This window comes from Egibacteraceae bacterium, from assembly GCA_040905805.1.
GTDB lineage: Bacteria > Actinomycetota > Nitriliruptoria > Euzebyales > Egibacteraceae > DATLGH01.
The window spans coordinates 21959-42303 of the sequence record JBBDQS010000031.1 but is presented as its reverse complement, the minus strand read 5'-3'; the positions used below and the strand labels follow the sequence as shown (position 1 = coordinate 42303).

Genomic DNA, 20345 nt, shown 5'->3' with positions numbered 1-20345 from the left:
CTGCGGGGAACACCTACTATATCTTGTGGTAGCCGGGGATACCGCGGAGACCCTGGGCGGCACGCTAGCACCCCCCTACAACGCCTGTCGTGCCTGGTCGCAAGCGGCATTCTGTGGACAACGGCGGCCCCGTTTTCCCAGGTCTGGGGACGGGCGAGGGGGCGGGACGCCGGAAGCGGTGCGCCACCGCCGCCGACCCGGTGGTGCGCCATCCACAGACTGTGCACAAACGGTGGATAGAGCACCCGGAAATCGATGAGAAAAAGTTTCGGAAGGCCCGATCATGCGCTGCCCGTACTGCGGCACCGACGACGACCGCGTGGTCGACTCGCGCGCCGCCGAGGACGGTGCGGCCGTGCGCCGTCGACGGCAGTGCCGGGCGTGCGCGCAGCGCTTCTCCACCTTCGAGCGCGCCGAGCAGCCGCCCCTGTCGGTCCGCAAGCGCGACGGGCTCGTGGAGCCCTTCAGCCGCGAGAAGGTCGCCGCGGGCATGGGCAAGGCGACCAAGAACCTGCCCGTCGACGCCGCGGCCGTGCGCCGGTCCGTCGCCCGCGTGGAGGCCCGGGTGCGCGCCACGGGCGCACGGGAGGTCGCCAGCGAGACGGTCGGTGCCGAGGTGATGGCCGCGTTGCGCGAGCTCGACCCGGTGGCCTACGTCCGCTTCGCCAGCGTCTACAAGGGGTTCACCTCCACGGAGGATTTCGCCCGCGAGCTCGCCGCGCTGAGCGGTCCGCCCGACGAGGCCCCATGACCCGCGGCCGGCCCTCCGGTAGGGTCCGACCATGACCGGCATCAAGCGGCTGCGGTAGCACCCCCGATGACCACGAGGCGCATCGGGTTCGTGCTGTTCGACGGCGTCGAGGAGCTCGACTGGGCGGGCCCGTGGGAGGTCCTGGCCACGTGGGCGCGGCTGTGCCCCGACGACGGGTACGCGGTCTGCACGCTCGCGCCGACCGACGGCCCGATCCACTGCGCGAACGGGCTGCGCGTGCTCGCCGACCACACGTGGGACACGGCCCCCCCGATCGACGTGCTCGTCTACCCGGGCGGGATGGGGACCGACGCCCAGATGGGCGACGAGTCCGTCCGGGCCTTCGTGCGTGGTGTGGCCGGACGCGGGGCCCTCATGACCAGCGTGTGCACCGGCTCCCTGGTGTACGCCGACGCGGGACTCCTCGACGGGCGACCCGCCACCAGCCACTGGGCGGCGCTGGAGCAGCTCGCCGCCCTGGGCACCAGCATTCAGGTGCGCCCCGACGAGCGCTTCGTCGACGACGGCGAGGTGGTGACGGCCGCCGGCGTGTCCGCGGGCATCGACATGGCCCTGCACCTGGTGGCGCGGCTGCACTCCCCCGAGCGGGCCCGCCAGCTGCGCCGCCACATCCAGTACGACCCGCAACCACCCGTCTGAGACCACCGCGCGGTCACGGCCGGACCGGGGGCAGCCGCACGACGGTGCCCGCGGGCACGGCCAGCGGGTCGAGGCTGTTGTAGGCCGCGACCTCGACGGCATAGGCCATCGGATCGGCGCCCGGCGGCACGTGGTCGGCCACGACCGTCCACAGCGTGTCACCGGGCTGGACCACCACGGTGACCGGCGGCGCGGTGCCGGCCGCCGGGTCGGTGCGCAGCGCGGTCGGCGCCCCCCCGGAGGCCATGCCCACCACCCCGACCACGACCGCCACGGCGAACCCCGCGGCCACCCGGCGTCGCCGGAGGGCGCGGTGGGTGCCGTTGGTCCGGGGGGCGCGGCGTCCCGCACCCGGCTCGTCGTGGCACTGCACCCTGGGGGCGCGGGGCGCCCCGGCCGGCACCGGCCGGGGCCGGTCAAGCCCTGCCGGTGCGTGCTGCCAGGCGACGGCGACCATCTCGGTGTCCTCTCCGACTGCTCGTGGACCCGGGATGCGTGCCGTGGCGGGGTGCCGTGGCGGGTCCTTGACCAGAACGCTCGTTCGGATAGACTATCGCGAACAGGCGTTCGGTTGTCAAGGGTTCTTCCGAACAGCCGTTCGTGGACCGCGGACCGCGCGGACCGCGCCGGACGACAAGGAGCAACCATGCCCACGCCACTGACGCCCCGCCAGCAGCGCGTGCTGGACGTCATCCGGGACGCGGTCGAGACGCGGGGGTACCCGCCGAGCGTCCGCGAGATCGGCGAGGCCGTCGGGCTGCGGTCGGCGTCCAGCGTCCACTACCAGCTCGGGGTCCTGGAGCGTGAGGGGTACCTGCGCCGCGACCCCACCCGGCCGCGGGCGATCGAGGTGCGCTACGACGCCGGCACCGAGCAGTCCGCGCCCCCCCACGCCGCGGTGCGCCACGTGCCGGTGCTCGGCGAGATCGCCGCCGGCGTCCCCATCCTCGCCGAGGAGCGCGTCGAGGACCTCTACCCGCTGCCCCGCGACCTCGTCGGCGAGGGCACGCTGTTCATCCTGCGCGTGCGCGGTGAGTCGATGGTGCAGGCCGGCGTGCTGCCCGGCGACCTCATCGTCGTGCGCCAGCAGCCCACGGTCGAGCAGGGGGAGATGTGCGCGGCGCTGATCGACGGCGAGGCGACCGCGAAGTTCTACCGGCGCACCCGCGCCGGTGAGGTCTTCCTGGACCCCGCCAACGAGGGCTACGACCCCATCCCGGTGACCACGGACCAGGCCGCATCGATCCTCGGCAAGGTCGTCGCGGTCCTGCGCAGCCTGTAGGCCCGGCAGTCACACTTGTGACCGTCGATGTCGCGCCGTAGTCAATGAGGGCTCAAAGCGAGCGGCGGGGGCACGCAGCGGGGCACTCGAGGCGGGCGGCGGGAGACCGACGAGAGGGCCGGGTGACCGGCCCTCTCTCGGCCGTCGCACCCGGTCGGCGCACGGGGCGGCTCCGGCAATTCACGCCCGGAGGTCCCAGCGCAGGGGCGCTCGGGGATCCGGGGTGTAGGAGCAGTAGGTCCCGGTGTGCACGGTGGACGCCAGGTGCTCGCCGAGTGCGGGCAGCTGCTCGGCGATGCGCCTGAGCGCCACCTTGACCGCCTTCGACGTGGCTTGGCGGGCGCGCTCGGCGGTCGAGCCCACCGTCCGGTCGCGACCGCCGAGACCGACCGCGGCGGCCAGCTCCGCGGTCAGCAGGTCCATCTCCTCGCGGGCGCGGGCGGCCCGCTCGTCATCGGCGAACCGCTCGTCATCGGCGAACCGCTCGGCCTCGACGAGATCGACCTGAAGGTCCTCCAGGCGGCGGCGATACGCCGCTTTCGCCTGGCCGTCGAGCACCGGCAGGCCCGCATCACCGCCGTGCGCCCCCGGCTCCACGACATGGTGGTTGCGTCCGGCATCCCGGCGCGCGCGGGCCCCGGCGAGCTCGAGGGCGTGGACCTCCTGGCCGGGACGGGCGAGCAGCACCGTGAGGTGCTCCAGGCCCCGCGAGTGCCGCAGGCGCGCGCGCTGACCGCGGTAGGCGACCTCCCACACATCCCCCTCGCGACGCAGGACCCACGCTCGGGCTCGGGCGTCTCGGCCGGCGCCCTCCGCTTGGGGACCACCCGGTCCGGAAAGGCGGCCGGCTCCAGTCCGAGCTCCTCCATCCGGGCGCGGTAGGTCGCGTACCGTCTCCGTGCCTCCCCGGGGCGCCCGGCGGCGCTCAGGCAGCCGACCAGGGCGAGGTGCGCCGCCTCGTCGTACGCGTCGCGCTCCAACAGCCGCTGCAGGTAGCGGGTGGCGCGCTCGTGGGCGCCTGCCCCGACCGCGGCATCGGCCAACGCACGGGCCACGGCGATGTAGACCGTGCGGGCCTCCTCGCGCAGCCCCGCGGCCCAGTCCTCGGTGCGGTTCTCCTCCAGGGCCTCCCCCGCGTAGGCGGCCTCGGCCCGGGTCAGCAGCACCAACCCCTCGTCGGAGGGGAGCGCAGCCAGGCCGGCGTGGGCGTCGCGAAGGAACGCCTCCACGTCGATGTCCGGCGCCCCGATCTCCAGCCAGACGGCGTCCTCCTCGGTGGCGATGTACCGGTCAGGCGCGACGTCGCCATCGGGGTCGAGGGTCGCCCGCAGGGACTCGACGAGCGCGGGGACGCGCTCGGGCGACGGGGCGTCGGGCCACAGCGCCGCGGCGATGGTGGCGTGGAAGGCGGGACGCCCGCGGCGCGCCACCAGGATCTTCAGCAGCTCCCGGGCTTCGTGGGACGGCCACTGCGACGCGCTGATCGGCGTCCCCGCCCGGACGACCCGGAATCCGCCCAGGGCCCTGATGGCCACTTTGGCCTCCGCCCGCCGGTTCAGGGACGTCTCCAGCAGGCCGGCCTCGGACGCCAGCACGCGCGCGCCGTGGACACGGGCGGTAGCCGCCACCCGCCCGACCAGCTCACGGGCAGCGGGCTCCTCCCCGCCGGCGAGGCGGCGGGCCAGGTTGAGCTCCGCCCGCGCCGCCCCCAACGGACTGCCGAGCGAGCGCCAGATCGCCGCCGCCTCCTCCAGCCGGCTGCGGGCCCTGGCCGGGGAGGCCGACACCTGGCCGAGGAGGCTCAGCGCCTCCGCCAGCCCCGCCCGGTCCCGCCGATGCCGGGCGGCCGTTGCCGCCTGCTTGCCAGCGTCCTCGGCCGCGGCGGGGTTCCCCGCGGCCGCAGCCACCGTCCCGACCGCGAGCAGCGCGCGCACGAGGCCCATCTGCTCGCCTTGCGCGACCGCGCGGCCGGCCACCGCCCGGGCCTGCTCCAGATCACTCGCCGCGAGGACGACGGCGAGCCCCGCCAGCGCCGCCACCAGGCCCTGCGCGTCCCCGTCCACCTCCGCGTTGGCGATCGCCTCCTCGTAGTCGGCCTGCGCGAGCGAGGCGTCACCCCGCTCCCAGTGGACGTCACCCAGCTGGACGAGGGGGTAGGCGATCAAGCGCGACCCGAGCCGCTGGAAGACCACCTTGGCGGCCTCCAGGTCCACCAGCGCGTCCTCGAGGCGTCCCAGGCGCCGGTAGATGTCGCCGCGGTTGGTGAGCGCCAGCGCCTGGTAGACGGCGTAGCCGGCAGCGTCCGACAGGGTCAGCGCCGCGTCGACGTCGCGCAGCGCCTGGACGTACATCCCTTCCTCCAGGTAGCGCGACGCCCGGTTGCTGCGAATCCGGATGATCTGGAGCACGTCGCCGGCCCGTTCGGCGTTGACGAGGGCCCGGCTGTAGTGGGCGTCGCTGGCGGCCCGGTCCGAACGCAGGGCGGCCAGCATCGCCAGGACGGTGTGCGTCGCCGCGAGCGCCTGGGGGTCCTCGGCGACCCGCGCGGCCTCCAGCGCCTGGCCGGCGAGCTCGGCGCACGGCTCGGCAGCCCCCCGCAGCCAGTGCGCCGACGCGGCCCAGGCAGCCACCAGCGCCCGGTCGGCGGGATCGCCCTGCGAGCCGTCCGCCCGGGTGAAGATCGCGAGGGCCTCCGTGAGCTCCCCGCGCAGGTAGTGGATCAGCCCCATGCGCCAGGCCAGGCCCGGCGCGAGTGTCGCGGCCGACCCGCCGGCGCGGCGGAAGTGCTCCAGCGCATCGTCCCAGTCCCCGCACAGGCGGCACGCCTCCCCGGCCAGCTGCTCGATGACGGTGTCCCGCTGCGACGCCGCCAGCATCCCCACCGCCGACACCAGGTCGTCCAGCGCCCCACCGGCCAGCAGCGCCGTCCCGTGCCGGCGCAGCAAGCCGGCGATCTCCGTCGGGTCCCCCGCCACCAGGCGGGCCGACAGCGCCTCGTCAAGGTGGCCCGCACGCTCGCACCAGGCGGCGGTGGCCGCCAGCACGTCGCCACGGCGCTCGGGCGGTAACGGGAGCCGCTGGCGGACGAACTCCCGGACAAGGCCGGTCAGGCGGAACCAGCCCGGATGGGCCGCATCGGGCATGACGAACACACCTCGACGAGCCAGGGACATGAGCGTCGCCTCAGCGTCCTCCAGGCCCAACGACACACACAGCTCGGCGACGAAGCGGGGCAGGACGCCGACCGTGCGCAGGAGCTCGTGGGTGGCCGGGGGCTCGTGCGCCAGGATCTCCTCGGCGAGGTAGGCGCACAGCGGGCTGCCCGGCTTGTGCAGACCGGCGATCGTCGCGGTCCGGGCGGCCGGCGGCTGGGATCGCACGGCCTCCGCCGCCAGGCGCACCGCAGCCGGCCATCCGCCCGTGGCGGTGTGCAGCACCTCCGCCAGCGACCCGTCCGCATCGGGCACGATCCCGCGGACCACCACCGCGGACTCCTCGGAGGTGAAGGCCAGGTCGGCACCGGTGAGCTCCAGCACCTGCCCCTGCGCGCGCAGGCCGTCGAAGCGGTAGGGCAGCTCCCGGCTGCTGGCCAGCACCAGGTGCAGCCGCGAGGGGGCCTGCCAGCACAGCGCCTCGACGAACCGGCCACCAGGACCGTCGAGCTCGCCGAAGTCGTCGAGCACCAGCACCACGTCGCCGTCGAGCTCGCGGGCCAGCGCGTCGCACACCACACCTGCGGCGGCGACGGCCCGGCCGTCGTCGTCGTCGGGTCCCTGTGCCCCCCCGACCGCCGCCACGTCCACGGACAGGGGCGGCAGATGGGGCGCGAGCGCGTCCGCGAGACCCGCCACCAGGACGGGCAGCGACCGACCGCGCGGTCCGATGGCGTACCACGCCGTCGGGGCCGGCGGGTCCCAGTTGCGCAGCAGCGTGGTCTTGCCGTACCCCGTCCCGGCCACCACCAGCGTCAGGCGCCGCGCGAGGGTCTCGTCGAGCCATCCATGCAGTCGGCGGCGAACCACCGTGCCGGCCGACGGCGGTGTCCGTTCAGCCAGTCGCCTCTCCTGCGGGCTGCTCGTCGGCTGCACCGTCCTCTTGTCCGTCGTGTCGGAGTCGAATGATACACCGGCCCGGTGGTCACACCTGTGACGGGCGTTGTCGCGCCTTGAGAGCGGGCAGGTCCCCCCGCGGTGCGGGCCGAGGAGGCGCGATGGACACCTTCATCATCCGGCTCTACACGTCTGACGATATCGGCGCGGCACCGGGCCTGTGCGGCATCGTCGAGCACGTGCGCAGCGGCGGGGAGACGGTCTTCCGCAACGGCACCGAGCTGCTCGCCGCCCTCGCCGCCGAGCGGGCGGTCCCTCATCCGCGGCCACCCGGGACGGCATTCGGACAGGATTAGCCCTGCTGGCAGGGCGGAACACTCTCCGCAACCGCATGCTGTCCAACAGGAAGGCAAGACCATGACCATCGGTGGCGGCATCGCCATGATCGTGCTCGGCGCGATCCTCACCTACGCGGTGGAGTTCGACATCGCCGGCATCAACATCGACGTGATCGGGATCATCCTGATCATCGGTGGGCTGATCGGCCTGGTGTTCGGGCTCGTGACCTACTTCCGGGCGACCCAGACGAGAGACCGGGTCGTGGAGCGTCCGGTCGAGCGTCCGGTCGAGCGTCGGCCCCCGGACGCCTACTGAGCCGCGTCGGCGTCCCATCCCGACGCCTCGGCGAAGGGTGCGAGCGCCTCCCCTGCGGCGCGGTCCACGTTGGCGACCAGCCACGTCCCCTCGGGGCGGTGCTCCTCCTTGAACACCTCGCCCTCGCGATGCGCCTGCGCCACCAGCCCCGACTGCTCGTAGGGCACCAGCGCCTCGACCACGCGCCGCGCCGGGGGGATCCGGCCAGCGACCCCGGCGGCCAGCAGGTCGATGCCCTCGCCGGTGACCGCTGACACCACGATGGAACCCGGGTACGCCCGGGCGAAGCCCGCGAGCTCGTCACGGTCCGCGGCGTCGGCCTTGTTGAGCACGAGGATGCGGGGCATGTCCCCGGCGCCGATCTCGTCGAGCACGTGGTCCACCGCGTGGATCTGCGCGTCGGCGTCAGGGTGGCTCGCGTCGACGACGTGCAGGAGCAGGTCGGCGCGCAACGTGTCCTCGAGCGTGGATTTGAACGCCTCGATCAGCTGGGTCGGCAGCTTCTTCACGAAGCCCACGGTGTCGGTGGCCACGGCGTGCCGGCCGTCGGGCAGCGGCATGCGCCGTGCCGTGGTGTCGAGCGTGGCGAACAACCGGTCGGCCACGAGCACGTCAGCGCCGGTGAGCCGGTTCAGCAGGGTGGACTTGCCGGCGTTGGTGTAGCCGACCAGCGCCACCACGGGGACCGCGTGGCGCTCGCGGTCCCGGGTCTTCAGCCGACGGGTGGCCGCGAAGCCGGTGAGGTCGCGCCGCAGCTTGGTGATGCGCCGCATGATCTTGCGGCGGTCCACCTCGAGCTGGGTCTCGCCGGGACCGCGCGTGCCGATGCCGGCCCCGCCCTGCCCCCCGGCCGCCGGCCTGCCGCGACAGCGCCTGACCCCAGCCGCGCAGGCGGGGCAGCAGGTAGGACAGCTGCGCGAGCTCCACCTGCGCCTTGCCCTCCCGGCTTGAGGCGTGCTGGGCGAAGATGTCCAGGATCACGATGGTGCGGTCGAGCACCTTGAAGCCCAGGCGCTCCTCCAGCGTGCGCTGCTGGGCCGGGCTCAGCTCGTCGTCGAAGATGGCGGCGTCGGCGTCCAGGGAGTTGCCGACCTCGCGCAGCTCCTGGACCTTGCCCCGCCCGATGAACGTCGCCACGTCAGGGTGCTCGCGCTTCTGCACCACCCGCCCCACTGTCGTGGAGCCGGCCGTGTCGACGAGCAGCTCCAGCTCGTCGAGGGACGCATCGACGTCGCGGCCCGTCGACCGGGGCGGGTGCAGCGCGACCAGCACCGCCCGCTCGACGGGCCGGAAGATCGCCACGCCCTCCTGGGGCGCCCCCTCCTCGACACGGCTGGCATCGGCGCGCCGGCGTGCCGCCCGTGACAACCGCAGCTCCTGGTTGTCCGGGCCGGTCATCGGCTGTCCAGACGCTCCGGGTGCAGTTGCCCCTCGGCGACCTCGACGGCCGGGCCGGTCAGGTACAGCGTCTCGTCGGTCCAGTCGACGACGAGCTCTCCCCCCGGTAGGGCCACGGTGACCTGGCGATCGGCCAGCCCCAGCACGTGCGCGGCGGCGGCCATCGCCGAGGCGCCGGTGCCCGACGCCTGGGTCTCCCCGACGCCGCGCTCCCAGATGCGCCCGATGACCCGGTCACGGGCCGGCACACAGATGAACTCCACGTTGGTGCCCCGCGGGAAGGCGTCGTCGTGCTCGATCACGGGCCCCCAGGCCGCCACGGGCGCCTGCTCCACGTCGTCGACGACGAGCACGGCGTGGGGGTTGCCCATGGAGAGGGTCGTGACCTCGGTGAAGCGCTGCTCGGCCGTGACGGCGAGCTCCCCGGTGCCGGGCACGCCGAGCGGCGGCGACCAGGGGCAGTCCACCAGGCGGGCGGGACTGACGTCCACCTTCTTCGGACCCGTGGTCATCGGGTTGCCCATGTCGACGCGCACCCGGGCGACGCGGCCGTCGGGATGGCGCGCCGCCACCTCGACGGCCTTCACGCCGTCGCGGGTGTCAACGCGGATGACATCGCCGTCGACCATCCCCCGGTCGGCGACGTACTTCGCGACGCAGCGGACCCCGTTGCCGCACATCTCCGACACCGAGCCGTCGGCGTTCCAGTAGTCCATGAACACGTCGGTGCCCGCCCGGCCGGGGGTGAGGCGGATGACGCCGTCGCCGCCGACCCCGGTGTGGCGGGCGCACAGGCCGCGGACCAGCGCCGGGGAGAGGATCAGGGCGTCGTCGAAGTCGGGGAGCAGGACGAAGTCGTTCCCCGCGCCATGTGCCTTGATGAAGCGCATCAGCCGATCAGTACCTCGCCTGCCTCTGCCGGATCGGCCCATCGTACTCGGGGGTCGCCCTTGAACCACCGGATCTGTCGGACAGCGTACCGGCGGGTCCGCGTGCGGATGCGCGCGGCCGCCTCCTCCAGCGTGTGGTGGCCGGCCAGATGGTCGAGCACCTCGGCGTAGCCGATCGCCTGGCGGGCCGTCGCCGACAGCGGCTGGGTGGCCAGCCGCCGGCACTCCTCCACCAAACCGTCACCGGCGAGCATCGTCTCCACCCGGGAGGCGATCCGCGCGGTCAGGTCGTCACGGTCGACGTCCAGCCCCACCACCCGCAGATCGGGGTACACCGAGGTGTGGTCGTCCCACGCCTGCCGCCACGCGCTGAACGGGCGACCGGTCAGCTGGTGCACCTCGAGCGCCCGCACCGTGCGCCGCAGGTTGTCCGGGTCGATGCGGTTCGCGGCGGCCGGGTCGACGGCCGCCAGGTGCACGTGCGCCACGCGGGGGTCGGCGGCGTACCGGGCGGCGATGCCCGCACGCACGTCGGGGTCCGTGGGCGGGAACGCCAACGGGTCCACCACGGCACGGAAGTACAGGCCGGACCCGCCGACCAGCAGGGGGGTCCTGCCACGCTCCGCGACATCGGTGATCGCGGCGCGCGCGGCGCCCTGGAACCACTCGACGGTGCACTCCTGGCTGGGGTCGAGGACATCGATCATGTGGTGGGGGACCCGCGCCCGGTCGCGCGTCGACGGCTTCGCGGTGCCCACGTCCATGCCCCGGTAGACCGTGAACGCGTCGACCGCCACGATCTCGACGTCAAGGCGCGTCGCGGCCTGCAGCGCCACCGCGCTCTTGCCCGCGGCGGTCGGTCCGACGAGGGCCCGCACCCCCCGGGCGGTCACGCGCCGTGGGCCACGAGGTAGCCGACACCGCGCGGGGCGGCGTAGTGCCGGCGCACCAGGCCGATCTTGGCGCGCGCCGTCGCGCCGTGCAGCACGCCCATGGGCGCCCATCCGAGCGCGCCGACCCGGGCGGCCTCAGCGGGACCCAGACGACCGAGGCCGTCGAGGCGCCCGGAGTCGACCACGTCGACCACGCGGGCGTCCCAGTCCCGCGCGCCCTCGACCAGATGCAGCGGTGAGCGCTCCTGCAGGCCCGCCGACAGGTCTCCAGCGGCGATCACCACCGTGCGGGCCTGCTCGCCGGGCTCGGCGTCGCCCCAGGGGGCGAACGCCTCGGCGATGGCGGTGCCGGTGGCCGACAGCGCGTCGAAGCCTGCGGCGGGGGGCACGGTCATCGGCACGAAGGGGCCGGTGCCACCGACCAGGATCGCCAGTGCGGCCAGCCCCAGGGGCAGGGTGTCGCCCCGGTGGATCGGGTACTGGGTCATGCGGCTGATGCGCTCGGCGCCGACGTGGTCGACCGTGAGGCGGCACGCGACGTCCGGGCGTCCGACGCCGGCCAGCGACGCCTGGGTGACCTCGTACAGGCCCTGTCCGGAGCCGCCCTCACCACGCTGCGCGGCCGCGAGCAGGACGACGGTGTCATGGGGCGGCAGCGACTCCAGGGCCGCGTCGACGGCGTCGCAGACCTTGTCCAGCCCGGCGGGCAGGCTCGCGCTGACCCCGGGGATGAGCAGGGGCGCGCTGGGGATGATCGCCGCGCCGACGATCACCGGCTCACGCTCCGCGCGCCGCCACCAGGGGCAGGGCCGTGCGCGCACCGCCACCCCGTCCGCCCCCGCGCGCCGCGGGCGCGGGCGCGACCGCGGCGACGACCTCGCCGAGCAGGTAGTAGGAGGCGGCTTGGGTGAGGCGCGCCGCGACGAGTGCCCCGGGCTGTGCCGCGGCGACGCGCGGCACGTGCACGAGCCGGTTCGTGCGGGTGCGCCCGCTCATGCGCTGCGGATCGGTCTTGGACGGCCCTTCGATGAGCAACTCCTGGACCGTCCCGAGCTGGCGGGCGTTGCCCGCCGCGGACAGCTCCCGGGTGGCCGCGGCCAGACGGCGGTAGCGCCGCCCGACCTCGGCGGGGTCCACGTGGCCGTTGAGCTCCACGGCCGCGGTCCCCGGACGCGTCGAGTACTCGAACGTGTAGGCAGAGTCGAAGGCTGCCTGCCCGACGACGTCGAGGGTGGCCGCGAAGTCCTCGTCCGTCTCGCCGGGGAAGCCCACGATGATGTCGGTGGAGATCGCCACCCCCGGGATGGTCGCGCGGGCCTCCGTGACGAGCTCCAGGAACCGCCGCGCCGAGTATGCCCGCTGCATGCGCTTCAGCACCCGGTCCGAGCCCGACTGCAACGGCAGGTGCAGCTGCTCGCAGACGGGGCCGACGTCGCGCATGGCGGCGAAGACGTCCGAGGTGAAGTCCTTCGGATGCGGGCTGGTGAAGCGGATGCGCGCCAGCCCGCCGACGTGGCCGAGCGCGTGCAGCAGCTCGGCGAAGAGCGTGCGGTTGCGCCCCGGGCCACCCCCACCCTGCCCGGCGCGCACCAGGTCGCGACCGTAGGAGTTGACGTTCTGGCCGAGCAGGGTCACCTCCCGCACCCCGTCCTCGACGAGCGCGCGCACCTCGGCGACGACCTCGCCGAGCTTGCGCGACTTCTCCGGCCCGCGCAAGCTCGGCACGATGCAGAAGGTGCAGGTGTTGTTGCACCCGATGGAGATCGACACCCAGGCGTGGTGCGCGACCTCCCGGCGTGCCGGCAGCGCCGACGGGAACATCTCGGTGTGCTCGAGGATCTCGACCACCGGCAGCGCCGCGGAGTCCGCCTGTGCGAGCAGCTCGGGCAGGCGCCCCATGTTGTGGGTGCCGTAGACGACGTCGACCCACGGCACCCGCTCGGCCATCAGCGCCTGGTCCTTCTGCGCCAGGCACCCGCCGACGACGATGGTCTTGTCGGGGTGCGCGTCCTTCAGCGGCTTCAGCGAGGTGAGCTGGCCGTACAGCTTATTGTCGGCGTTCTCGCGGATGGCACAGGTGTTGAACAGCACGAGCCCCGCCTCCTCAGGCGACGCCGCAGGCCGGTAGCCCATCGTCTCGAGGACCCCCGCCGCGCGCTCGGAGTCGTGCTCGTTCATCTGGCACCCGAAGGTGCGGATGAAGTAGGTGCGGGGGCTCATGTTCGTGAACCTTACCGCCGCACCAGCCGGTCATCACGAGGGCGGCCTTCCTGCTCGCGCCTGTACGATCGGCCGCACGTTGGATGGGTTGTCCGGCGCGGGTGTGCGTACCCGCAGAGTCGTTGGGGAAAGGGGGGCGTGATGGGTGACACCCATGACGAGCGGTCACTGCACGAGGTCCTGAACCTCGGGCCCACTGCCCGCCACGCGCAGTACGAGCAGTACGCCATCGACGAGCTGTCCACCGCCTACACCACCGATGGCGCCATCCGTGAATGGCACCTCGGGCGTGCCCGGGTGTTCGCGTCGCTCGCGCAAGCCGCCGCGATCGCCGACCTGCGTGGCGTGCTCGGCGGCGGTGACCAGGCCTGCGGCGCGCCGGGCGGATGAGGTTCCCGCCGGGCCGGCGGGCGGTAGGTCGCGCACGACGAGGCAGATGACCCGCCGATCAGGACTCCTGGGCGGCTCGCCGTTGCTTGTAGCCGACCACCGCGGGCAGCCCGTCCCCATCGTCGTCGCGCTCCTCGCGCTCCAGGTCCCCGCCCCGGCCGGCGGCGTACAGCAGGGCGAGCAGGCCCCCGAGGACCGCCGCCGACGTCCGGTCCACCAGCGCCATCCCGGCGAACGTGGCGACCAAGACGACGTAGCCCGCCATGGCCCGCGCCGGTGAGCGCACCATGAACAGGCCCAACCCCAGTACGAGCCCCGGCACGCCGATCACCAGCCATGCCTGCAGGAGGCTCATGGTGCTCCCGTCCTCTCCTGGGGTGTTGGGGCCTGGGGTGTTGGGGCTTCCCCCCGTCCCCCTGGGGAGGTAGACTCCATGGACTAGTCCGCTAGGGGTGTGGCGCTTCCTCTGTCGGTGGACGATAGCGCATCGACGGTGGCGGCGGGCGTCACCCGGACCGGGTCCCGCTCGTTGGAATGGAGGCGGCCTGTGAGACAGAAGGGGCCGACCCAACGCGACCGACCGCTGCCGTCGACGCCTGCCGGAGGGACCGTGGCACCGCTGATGCTGAGCCGTCGCGCCAGCCGCCACACCCTGTTGGCCGCGGGCACCGCCTTCGCGCTGCTGGGCGCGCCCCTGTTCGTGAGCCCCGCCGAGGGCGCCCTCGCGTCCGACCTGGTGGACGACCTTGTGCCCGACGAACTCGCCTGCACGCCCCAGGCGGTGGCTGACGATGTCCCGCAGCGCGACGCGTGTGAGGAAGCCGGCCTGTTGTTCGGCGTCACCGAGACGCTCGGGTCCCTGGGGGACCCGGTCGAGAAGGTGGTCGACGACGTCCTGCAGAGCGTGCCGGGCGTCGTCGGGGGCGTCGTGGAGGACGTTCCCGAGGTCATCGAAGGGGCCACCGAGCAGATCGTCCCTGATCTGGACGATCCACTCGGGACGGCTCCGCCCGAGCCGGCACCGCCACCCGAGCCGGCCCGGCCGACCCAGGTGGACACGAACCTGCCGGCACGGCCGTCCCACGGGCCGCCCCAGGGCCCGGGCATCCCAGCACCGCCCTTCGCGGCCCGCACGGTCGCCCTCGCCGACACGACCTCCACGCCCCCGCCACGACCGTTCCTGCCGTCGATGCCCCCCTCGTTCGGGGACCTGGCGAGCGGCGGGTCCGACGAACGGGTCTTCGAGTCGGCCACCGCCACGCCCCTGGGCGCCGGGGGTGCGAGCACGATGACCAGCCCGGACGCCTCCACATGGCTGTTCGCCACCGCCGCGGGCATGCTGCTGCTGCTCGGCTCGGGGCACGTCGTGCACGCCCGCCACCGCTACGACGTCGCCCGCTAGCACCGCTCCAGGCGGCGCTTCAAGGCTCCTGTGAACAATCCGTGGGTGGGGCCCAGCGGCCAGCGCACGCCCTGACGGTGGGCCGCGTCGCCGGGCCAGCCCACCACCCCGGACGTGGTCGCGTGGCCAGGCCACCTCCCCGGGCGGCAGCTGTCGCGGTCTCGGTGACCGGGCTGCAAGGGCAAGGGCGCCGCGAGCCGCTCGGGTGACCCCAACGGTCGTTCGAAGGACCCCGCGTTCAGTCCCAGTCGCGGTCCAGGCCGCTGGCGGTCAGGGCGGCGCGGCGGGCCAGCCCCTCGGGGTAGCCGCGGCGGGCGAGGAAGCCGACCAACCGGCGCGCGACCGCCTCGGGCTGGAGCGTCGCGGGCAGCCGTTGCGCGCGATCCCTGGCGAGGTCGGTCGCCACCGCCAGCTCGTCGCGAGCCTCCAGGGGCGCCAGTGCCGCCTCCGCGACGTCGTCACTGACGAGACGGCGCCGCAGCTCCTGGCGCAACCGCCGCGCGCCGTACCCGCGCCGGCGGCCCCGGTCCTCCACCCAGGCCGCCGCGAACGCCGCGTCGTCGACCGCCCCGACCGCTCGGGCGCGCTCCAGCGTCGCGGCGATGACGGCGCCGTCGTACTCGCGGCCGCGCAGCTTGGCCGCCAGCTCCGCCTCGGTCTGGGGGCGGTTGGCGGTGCTGCGCAGCACGAACGCGAAGGCCTTGTCGACGGTATCGCCGGCGGCCTTGTCGACGGTATCGCCGGCGGCCTCGTCGGCGGTCTCGCCGGCGGCGTCCAGCGGCGGGGTGGCGGCTTCGCTCACTGCTCAGCGGCGCCCGGAGGGAGCTCGTCGAGGTCGCCGTCGGTACCGGTCACGTCGGTGGGCACCAGCCCGAGCGCCTCGGTGACCTTCTTGTAGATCTCCGCGCAGACCTCGTCGTGCTCCTTCAAGAAGGACCGGGCGTTCTCCCGGCCCTGCCCGAGCTGCTCACCGTCGTAGGTGTACCAGGCACCCGCCTTCTTCACGATGCCGTGCTCGACCCCCACATCGAGCACCGATCCCTCCTTGGAGATCCCGTGCCCGAACATGATGTCGAACTCGGCCTGGCGGAACGGCGGAGCGCACTTGTTCTTCACGACCTTCACGCGCACCCGGTTGCCGACGAAGTCCGTGCCGTCCTTCAACGACTCGATCCGGCGCACGTCGAGGCGCACCGACGAGTAGAACTTCAGCGCGCGCCCACCTGGCTGCGTCTCCGGGCTGTTGTGCACCATGACCCCGTCGGCGAAGTAGTTGTGTGTGCCTTCCACCTCGAGGTCGTACCGGCGGGTGGTTCGTTCCGGCTGCGGTCGCGGCTTGCGCTCGATCGAGGTGATCGGCATCGCCATCAGCTCGTAGCGCTTCTCTCCGAAGACCGGCTCGACCTGAAACTGGCCGCGATACCTCGGCAGCAGCTTGTATTCCATCGAGGGGTGCACATAGGGCGCGATGAGGGCGTGAAGCTTCGCCGTCTCGCTCTGGCGGAACTGCAAGACCGCCTTCCCGGCTCTGACGGTGAGGCGGGATGTGATCCCCCATGCGTCAGCGAGGTAGGCCGCCAACCGGTCGCGAGAGGTCTCCTCCATCGCCTCCACGCAGATGTCGGCCCGTCCACTGCCACCCTGGGTCCGTTCTTGCTTCCCCGTCGTGCGCAGCGTGAAGCCGCCGTCATCCATGTACCAGATCGCCAGGGACAGGGGTGTCAGGCGCTTCAGGTAGTCGTGGCTCAGCACCTTCTTGCCGCCGATGTAGACCGCGTTGCGCAGCTCCGCGAGCTCGGGCAGCGGTTGGACGTCGTGGAACACCGCCCCCTTGGCATTGGTGCTCCGGCTCACCCTCACGTTGGCGAACAGCGATGCCTTCCAGTCGCCGTACGCGACCTGCTTCGCTCCGTGACCCCAGCGCAAGCGAGCACCGTGCCCGCTCCGGGTTGGTGACAACGCCGAGTCGCCCATTAGCCCACCGAGCATGACCTCCCATTGGAACTCGGAGAGGAAGTGCGGTGCAGCTTGCATGACGCGGTCACCGACCGACAGATCCTGCGCTTCCCGCCAACCGCCAGGGGTGCGAACTTGGTGATTCGGGGTGCAGGAGAACTGCGCACGACCGTTCTTGCCACCCCGAGCCACCACGACGTTCAAGAACTCCTCGGTGGGGCCGTTGTCGAACCAGTTGACGACTCGTTTCGGCACTATCTCGCCGAGATGGGGGTCGAACGACAGCACCTCGACCGGCATACGCTGGTTGACGATCTTGCCGATTTTTTCCTGCGTGCCGTCAGCGAGGGTCACGCGGGTGCCATAGGAAAGGCAGCCGAACATAACGCCGATCTTCTCGCGGATCTGGTTGACGAAGACCGCGCAGGTCCGGGAGCGGTTGAGGGTGCCGGCGAGCTTGCGCAGGGCCTGGCTCATGAGGCGCGCCTGCAGGCCGACGTGGCTGTCGCCCATCTCGCCCTCGATCTCGGCGCGTGGGGTCAGCGCGGCGACGGAGTCCACCACGAGGATGTCGATGGCGTTGGAGCGGATCAGCATGTCGGCGATCTCGAGTGCCTGCTCGCCGTTGTCGGGCTGGGAGACGAGCAGCGCCTCGATGTCGACCCCGAGCGCCGAGGCGTAGGACGGGTCGAGGGCGTGCTCGGCGTCGATGAACGCGGCGATCCCCCCGGCCTTCTGCGCCTCGGCGATGGCGTGCAGCGCGACAGTGGTGTTGTGGGACAGCACGCCGTTGGCGACGAAGCTGTGCGTGCCTGGCAACACGATGTCGAACGTAGGCTGCAGGCCCCCGTCCTCGATCGCGGTCACCTGCTCGTAGGTGTACCGGGCCTCAGCGAGATGGCGCAAGTAGCCCACGATCGCTGCACTGGCGCCGCCGAGCGCCCGCTGCTCCGCCCACGCCACTATCTGGGCGATTCGCCGGCGTGAGCAACGCAGATCCATGTCACTGCGGAAGAGGTCGCCTGCGATCCGGTCGAGCTCGCGGTCACCGCCGAGGTCGTCGCGCAGCGTCCGCACCAGGTTGCCGACGTGGGGGATGTTCTCGAACTGCGGGTCCAGCGCCGAGCGGCGGAAGTTGGCCGCGACCTGCGCCTGCCGCCGCGCTGAACGGAAACCGATCTCGTCCAGGAAGCGGTGTGCCGATGCGGGGTTGACCGTGACGGTCCAGTAGTCCCGCTCATAGGTCGTGTTGAACGACGACGACACCGTCGCGGGAATCCCGAACCCGTACAGCATGAGCTGCACCTCGCGGGCCAACTGCTCCGACGCAGAAGCGATCCCCACGGTGGACGAGGTGTCGATCCATCCGTCCCCCTCGAACAGCGCCGACAGGAACGCCCGCTGGATCTTCGCACCGCCGGTGCGGATGCAGGCGGGCACCGTCTTACCACCGGCGTTCACGTAGTCGAGGCCGTACCGCTCCGCGAGCTCACTGCGGATGGCCTTGCTGTGCGCCGCATACTCCTTGCGGTCATAGCACCGCACCTCGACGTCGAAGAGACCTCCCATGAGACGGGTGAAGTCGTCGCCGACCTCGTGGTCCCAGTTGGTGAAGCGCACCGCATGCCTGGACGACAGCGAGCCCTCAGCCACGAGATAGCCCACGAGTGCGGCTTCGTCCTCGGTGAGGCCGTCGCCTTCTGCTGCCTCCACGGCTCCGAAGGTGGCGGAGACCACGGTGTCGCCCTCCGCGATCTGCCCCGCCTTGCGCCAGACGATGTAGCCCTGGTCGTTGACGACGCGCAGCGGATGGTTGTGGGTCACCGAGAGCGTCCGGCCGGACTTGAGGCGGACACGCAGGACCGGATGGCGGTTGTTGTGGGTGAGGGCGGCGATCTGCTCGAGCTCCCCGTGCTCGTTCACGGCCCGAACCCCAAGGTGGCGGACGTCGGTCACCCGCGAGGTGCAGCTCGCCTTCTGGCCGCAGCGCTCGAAGAGCTCGGCGATCGTCTCGAGCCCCCGGTCGGTCCACACGTGGGTGTCCGCCACCAGGCACTTGCCGCTCCCCTCGGGTCCGTACACCTCCACCACCCGGCCGCGCGGCAGGCCGCCGATGCCGAGCGCGAGGTCGAGGCTCAGCGCCCCCGTCGGGATGCAGGCGATCTTGACCTTCGCCTGCTCGTCCATGCGCATGACCGCGCCCTTGCCGTACTGCTTCTCGATCTGGCCGAGCGCCATCTCCAGGGCCTTGTCGCGCTGCATGGGATTCCCTTCACTCCGTCTGTCCATCATGAGCGTCAACCTAGCTGCGGGGTGTGACAACGCCCGCGTCTGTACGGCGAGGATGTGGACAAGCGCGCGCATCGTACCGAACCTCTGTTCGGTTGTCAGGGATCTGCGACGGCGGGGAATCGGCGCGCACCGACCCCGGCGGACGCGGCCCTCGCCGTTGCCGCCCGCCGCCGGGAGCGGTGTACGGTACGCGCGGCCGTCCCGCGCGGGACGGCTGTTCGGGTACGACCGGCGGGCTGGGAAGGGCGGGATCGACATGCGTGACGGCACCTGGCGCACCGAGCCGTTGCGGCCGGTGATGGCGGCGACGATCGCACTGGCGCTGGCGCTGGCGGGGGTCACGTCGCTGCCGGCCCCCAGCGCAGCCGCGCAGGACGGCGCAGCCTGCCCGGACGACAACCCCCCGGCACCATTCACCGACCGGACCGACATTCCGCTGGTGCACCGGGCCAACGTGGACTGCGCGGCCAACAGCGGGATCACCGACGGGTTCGCCGACGGCACGTACCGGCCGACCCACCGGGTGCGCCGCGACCAGATGGCCGCCTTCGTCGCTCGCGTCGTGGACGCCGCCGGCGCCGCACTGCCATCGGCCGAGGACCAGGGCTTCGCCGACATCGGCGGCAACACCCACGCCGACGACATCAACCGCCTGGCGGCTGCAGGGGTCGTGATGGGCACCAGCGCGACGACGTACAGCCCGGGCGCCCTCGTGCGCCGCGACCAGATCGCCTCGTTCGTGCTGCGGGCCACCGCCCACGCCCAGGGGGTGGCGTTGAGCGAGCACCAGTCCGAGGAGGACCGGTTCACCGACGTGGCCACGGGCAACGCGCACCGACCCAACATCAACGGCGCCGCCGCGCTGGGGCTGGCGCACGGACGCACTGCCACGACCTTCGACCCCGCCGCCCCCACGCGTCGCGACCAGATGGCCTCGTTCCTGGTCCGCACCCTGTCCTTCCTGCAAGGCGCCGACCTGACGGCCCTGGCGCTGCGCGGCGACGGCCTGGGTGCCGGCCTGTTCTTCGAGACCCCCATGGGCGCAGCGGTGGAGCGGCTCACGGACCAGCTCGGCGAGCCCGACGACGACAGCGGCTGGCAGACGTACTGCGAGCTGGCCGGTCCGGAGGAGGCCCGGACCCTGACCTGGGCAGACAGCCTGCGCGTGACGTTCCTGCACCGCGCCGCGCCCGCGCTGGAGGCCTACAGCTCCACGCCGGCGGCCGACGGCTCCGACCCGCTGGCGCTGCAGACCCCCCTCGGCCTGGGGCTGCACGACCCCAGCAGCGACGTGGAGGCGCTGTACGGCGACCGGGCGACCTTCGCCGCCTCCGGCACCAACCCCTTCGGCTCCTTCTGGACGGTGGAGCCGGCCGAGGGCGGCGACCAGGTCGTCTTCGTCAACGGGGACGACCCGAGCGACCCGGTCATGATGATCGGCGGCAACGTGCTGTTCTGCGAGTGACCGGCGGCACCCGTGCGGCGCCACCCCAAGCGGCGTGCCCCCA

19 protein-coding genes and 1 pseudogene are annotated in these 20345 nt (G+C 72.9%); 8 read left to right on the top strand and 12 right to left on the bottom strand.

What is annotated here, in order from left to right; genetic code table 11:
• Positions 1 to 283: 283 nt before the first annotated feature.
• Positions 284 to 751, top strand: a complete 468-nt coding sequence (gene nrdR / locus WD250_04390; GenBank protein MEX2619438.1) for a transcriptional regulator NrdR — start codon at positions 284 to 286, stop codon at positions 749 to 751.
• A 66-nt stretch (positions 752 to 817) separates the two neighbouring features.
• Positions 818 to 1411, top strand: coding sequence for a DJ-1/PfpI family protein (locus WD250_04385; protein ID MEX2619437.1), 594 nt, complete (start codon positions 818 to 820; stop codon positions 1409 to 1411).
• A 13-nt stretch (positions 1412 to 1424) separates the two neighbouring features.
• Here the strand turns inward: WD250_04385 and WD250_04380 are convergent, their stop codons facing one another.
• On the bottom strand, positions 1425 to 1868 hold the full coding sequence (locus WD250_04380) for a hypothetical protein (protein MEX2619436.1): 444 nt from the start codon (positions 1866 to 1868) through the stop codon (positions 1425 to 1427).
• Positions 1869 to 2057: 189 nt separating this feature from the next.
• On the opposite strand from WD250_04380, the gene lexA reads away from it, so the two are divergent.
• Positions 2058 to 2693 carry a transcriptional repressor LexA gene (gene lexA, locus WD250_04375; protein ID MEX2619435.1) on the top strand — a complete coding sequence of 212 codons (636 nt, stop codon included), beginning with the start codon at positions 2058 to 2060 and terminating at the stop codon, positions 2691 to 2693.
• A gap of 180 nt (positions 2694 to 2873) precedes the next feature.
• On the opposite strand, the gene WD250_04370 is transcribed toward lexA, so the two are convergent.
• Together WD250_04370 and WD250_04365 are read right to left on the bottom strand one after the other, a co-directional pair.
• Positions 2874 to 3116 (bottom strand): hypothetical protein, encoded by a 243-nt coding sequence (locus WD250_04370; GenBank protein MEX2619434.1) that lies wholly within the window; start codon positions 3114 to 3116, stop codon positions 2874 to 2876.
• The gene (locus WD250_04365; GenBank protein MEX2619433.1) at positions 3104 to 6781 is read right to left on the bottom strand and encodes a BTAD domain-containing putative transcriptional regulator; all 3678 of its coding nucleotides are present in this window, start codon (positions 6779 to 6781) and stop codon (positions 3104 to 3106) included. The genes WD250_04370 and WD250_04365 overlap by 13 nt, the downstream gene beginning before the upstream one ends.
• A 122-nt stretch (positions 6782 to 6903) precedes the next feature.
• Between WD250_04365 and WD250_04360 the strand changes: the two genes are divergently transcribed.
• Both WD250_04360 and WD250_04355 read left to right on the top strand, forming a co-directional pair.
• Positions 6904 to 7098: a hypothetical protein gene (locus tag WD250_04360; GenBank protein ID MEX2619432.1), complete on the top strand. Its 195-nt coding sequence runs from the start codon at positions 6904 to 6906 to the stop codon at positions 7096 to 7098.
• A gap of 61 nt (positions 7099 to 7159) precedes the next feature.
• Complete coding sequence (locus WD250_04355) at positions 7160 to 7396, top strand: DUF6458 family protein (GenBank protein MEX2619431.1); 237 nt, start codon at positions 7160 to 7162, stop codon at positions 7394 to 7396.
• On the opposite strand, the gene hflX is transcribed toward WD250_04355, so the two are convergent.
• The 6 genes and pseudogenes from hflX to miaB all read right to left on the bottom strand — a co-directional run bounded on the left by hflX (position 7390) and on the right by miaB (position 12797).
• Positions 7390 to 8187: a GTPase HflX gene (gene hflX / locus WD250_04350; GenBank protein MEX2619430.1), complete on the bottom strand. Its 798-nt coding sequence runs from the start codon at positions 8185 to 8187 to the stop codon at positions 7390 to 7392. The genes WD250_04355 and hflX overlap by 7 nt on opposite strands.
• 94 nt (positions 8188 to 8281) lie before the next feature.
• A pseudogene (locus WD250_04345) lies at positions 8282 to 8794 on the bottom strand (hypothetical protein).
• The gene (gene dapF / locus WD250_04340) at positions 8791 to 9684 is read right to left on the bottom strand and encodes a diaminopimelate epimerase (GenBank protein MEX2619429.1); all 894 of its coding nucleotides are present in this window, start codon (positions 9682 to 9684) and stop codon (positions 8791 to 8793) included. Before dapF ends, WD250_04345 begins: the two are co-directional and overlap by 4 nt.
• Entirely contained in the window at positions 9684 to 10577 is an 894-nt protein-coding gene (miaA, locus tag WD250_04335; protein ID MEX2619428.1) for a tRNA (adenosine(37)-N6)-dimethylallyltransferase MiaA, read from the bottom strand. The genes dapF and miaA overlap by 1 nt, the downstream gene beginning before the upstream one ends.
• Complete coding sequence (locus WD250_04330) at positions 10574 to 11350, bottom strand: hypothetical protein (GenBank protein MEX2619427.1); 777 nt, start codon at positions 11348 to 11350, stop codon at positions 10574 to 10576. Before WD250_04330 ends, miaA begins: the two co-directional genes overlap by 4 nt.
• A gap of 4 nt (positions 11351 to 11354) precedes the next feature.
• Entirely contained in the window at positions 11355 to 12797 is a 1443-nt protein-coding gene (miaB, locus tag WD250_04325; protein MEX2619426.1) for a tRNA (N6-isopentenyl adenosine(37)-C2)-methylthiotransferase MiaB, read from the bottom strand.
• A gap of 141 nt (positions 12798 to 12938) precedes the next feature.
• Between miaB and WD250_04320 the strand changes: the two genes are divergently transcribed.
• On the top strand, positions 12939 to 13187 hold the full coding sequence (locus tag WD250_04320) for a hypothetical protein (GenBank protein ID MEX2619425.1): 249 nt from the start codon (positions 12939 to 12941) through the stop codon (positions 13185 to 13187).
• 58 nt (positions 13188 to 13245) lie between these two features.
• On the opposite strand, the gene WD250_04315 is transcribed toward WD250_04320, so the two are convergent.
• Positions 13246 to 13542 (bottom strand): hypothetical protein, encoded by a 297-nt coding sequence (locus tag WD250_04315; protein ID MEX2619424.1) that lies wholly within the window; start codon positions 13540 to 13542, stop codon positions 13246 to 13248.
• A gap of 267 nt (positions 13543 to 13809) precedes the next feature.
• Between WD250_04315 and WD250_04310 the strand changes: the two genes are divergently transcribed.
• Positions 13810 to 14589, top strand: coding sequence for a hypothetical protein (locus WD250_04310; protein MEX2619423.1), 780 nt, complete (start codon positions 13810 to 13812; stop codon positions 14587 to 14589).
• A gap of 238 nt (positions 14590 to 14827) precedes the next feature.
• Here WD250_04310 and WD250_04305 read toward each other — a convergent pair whose 3' ends face one another.
• Both WD250_04305 and WD250_04300 read right to left on the bottom strand, forming a co-directional pair.
• Positions 14828 to 15391 (bottom strand): RecX family transcriptional regulator, encoded by a 564-nt coding sequence (locus tag WD250_04305; protein ID MEX2619422.1) that lies wholly within the window; start codon positions 15389 to 15391, stop codon positions 14828 to 14830.
• A complete protein-coding gene (locus tag WD250_04300) occupies positions 15388 to 18807 on the bottom strand; it encodes an LAGLIDADG family homing endonuclease (protein MEX2619421.1) in 3420 nt (1139 codons plus the stop codon). Before WD250_04300 ends, WD250_04305 begins: the two co-directional genes overlap by 4 nt.
• A 286-nt stretch (positions 18808 to 19093) precedes the next feature.
• Here WD250_04300 and WD250_04295 point away from each other — a divergent pair, with 286 nt between their 5' ends.
• Complete coding sequence (locus WD250_04295; protein MEX2619420.1) at positions 19094 to 20302, top strand: S-layer homology domain-containing protein; 1209 nt, start codon at positions 19094 to 19096, stop codon at positions 20300 to 20302.
• Positions 20303 to 20345: the final 43 nt, after the last annotated feature.

What these genes read in the sequence shown, in the direction of transcription:
- nrdR (MEX2619438.1), top strand. Translation starts at nt 284, where the DNA reads ATGCGCTGCCCGTACTGCGGCACCGACGACGACCGCGTGGTCGACTCG.
- WD250_04385 (MEX2619437.1), top strand. Translation starts at nt 818, where the DNA reads ATGACCACGAGGCGCATCGGGTTCGTGCTGTTCGACGGCGTCGAGGAG.
- WD250_04380 (MEX2619436.1), bottom strand. Translation starts at nt 1,868, where the DNA reads ATGGTCGCCGTCGCCTGGCAGCACGCACCGGCAGGGCTTGACCGGCCC.
- lexA (MEX2619435.1), top strand. Translation starts at nt 2,058, where the DNA reads ATGCCCACGCCACTGACGCCCCGCCAGCAGCGCGTGCTGGACGTCATC.
- WD250_04370 (MEX2619434.1), bottom strand. Translation starts at nt 3,116, where the DNA reads ATGGACCTGCTGACCGCGGAGCTGGCCGCCGCGGTCGGTCTCGGCGGT.
- WD250_04360 (MEX2619432.1), top strand. Translation starts at nt 6,904, where the DNA reads ATGGACACCTTCATCATCCGGCTCTACACGTCTGACGATATCGGCGCG.
- WD250_04355 (MEX2619431.1), top strand. Translation starts at nt 7,160, where the DNA reads ATGACCATCGGTGGCGGCATCGCCATGATCGTGCTCGGCGCGATCCTC.
- dapF (MEX2619429.1), bottom strand. Translation starts at nt 9,684, where the DNA reads ATGCGCTTCATCAAGGCACATGGCGCGGGGAACGACTTCGTCCTGCTC.
- miaB (MEX2619426.1), bottom strand. Translation starts at nt 12,797, where the DNA reads ATGAGCCCCCGCACCTACTTCATCCGCACCTTCGGGTGCCAGATGAAC.
- WD250_04320 (MEX2619425.1), top strand. Translation starts at nt 12,939, where the DNA reads ATGGGTGACACCCATGACGAGCGGTCACTGCACGAGGTCCTGAACCTC.
- WD250_04315 (MEX2619424.1), bottom strand. Translation starts at nt 13,542, where the DNA reads ATGAGCCTCCTGCAGGCATGGCTGGTGATCGGCGTGCCGGGGCTCGTA.
- WD250_04310 (MEX2619423.1), top strand. Translation starts at nt 13,810, where the DNA reads ATGCTGAGCCGTCGCGCCAGCCGCCACACCCTGTTGGCCGCGGGCACC.
- WD250_04300 (MEX2619421.1), bottom strand. Translation starts at nt 18,807, where the DNA reads ATGCAGCGCGACAAGGCCCTGGAGATGGCGCTCGGCCAGATCGAGAAG.
- WD250_04295 (MEX2619420.1), top strand. Translation starts at nt 19,094, where the DNA reads ATGCGTGACGGCACCTGGCGCACCGAGCCGTTGCGGCCGGTGATGGCG.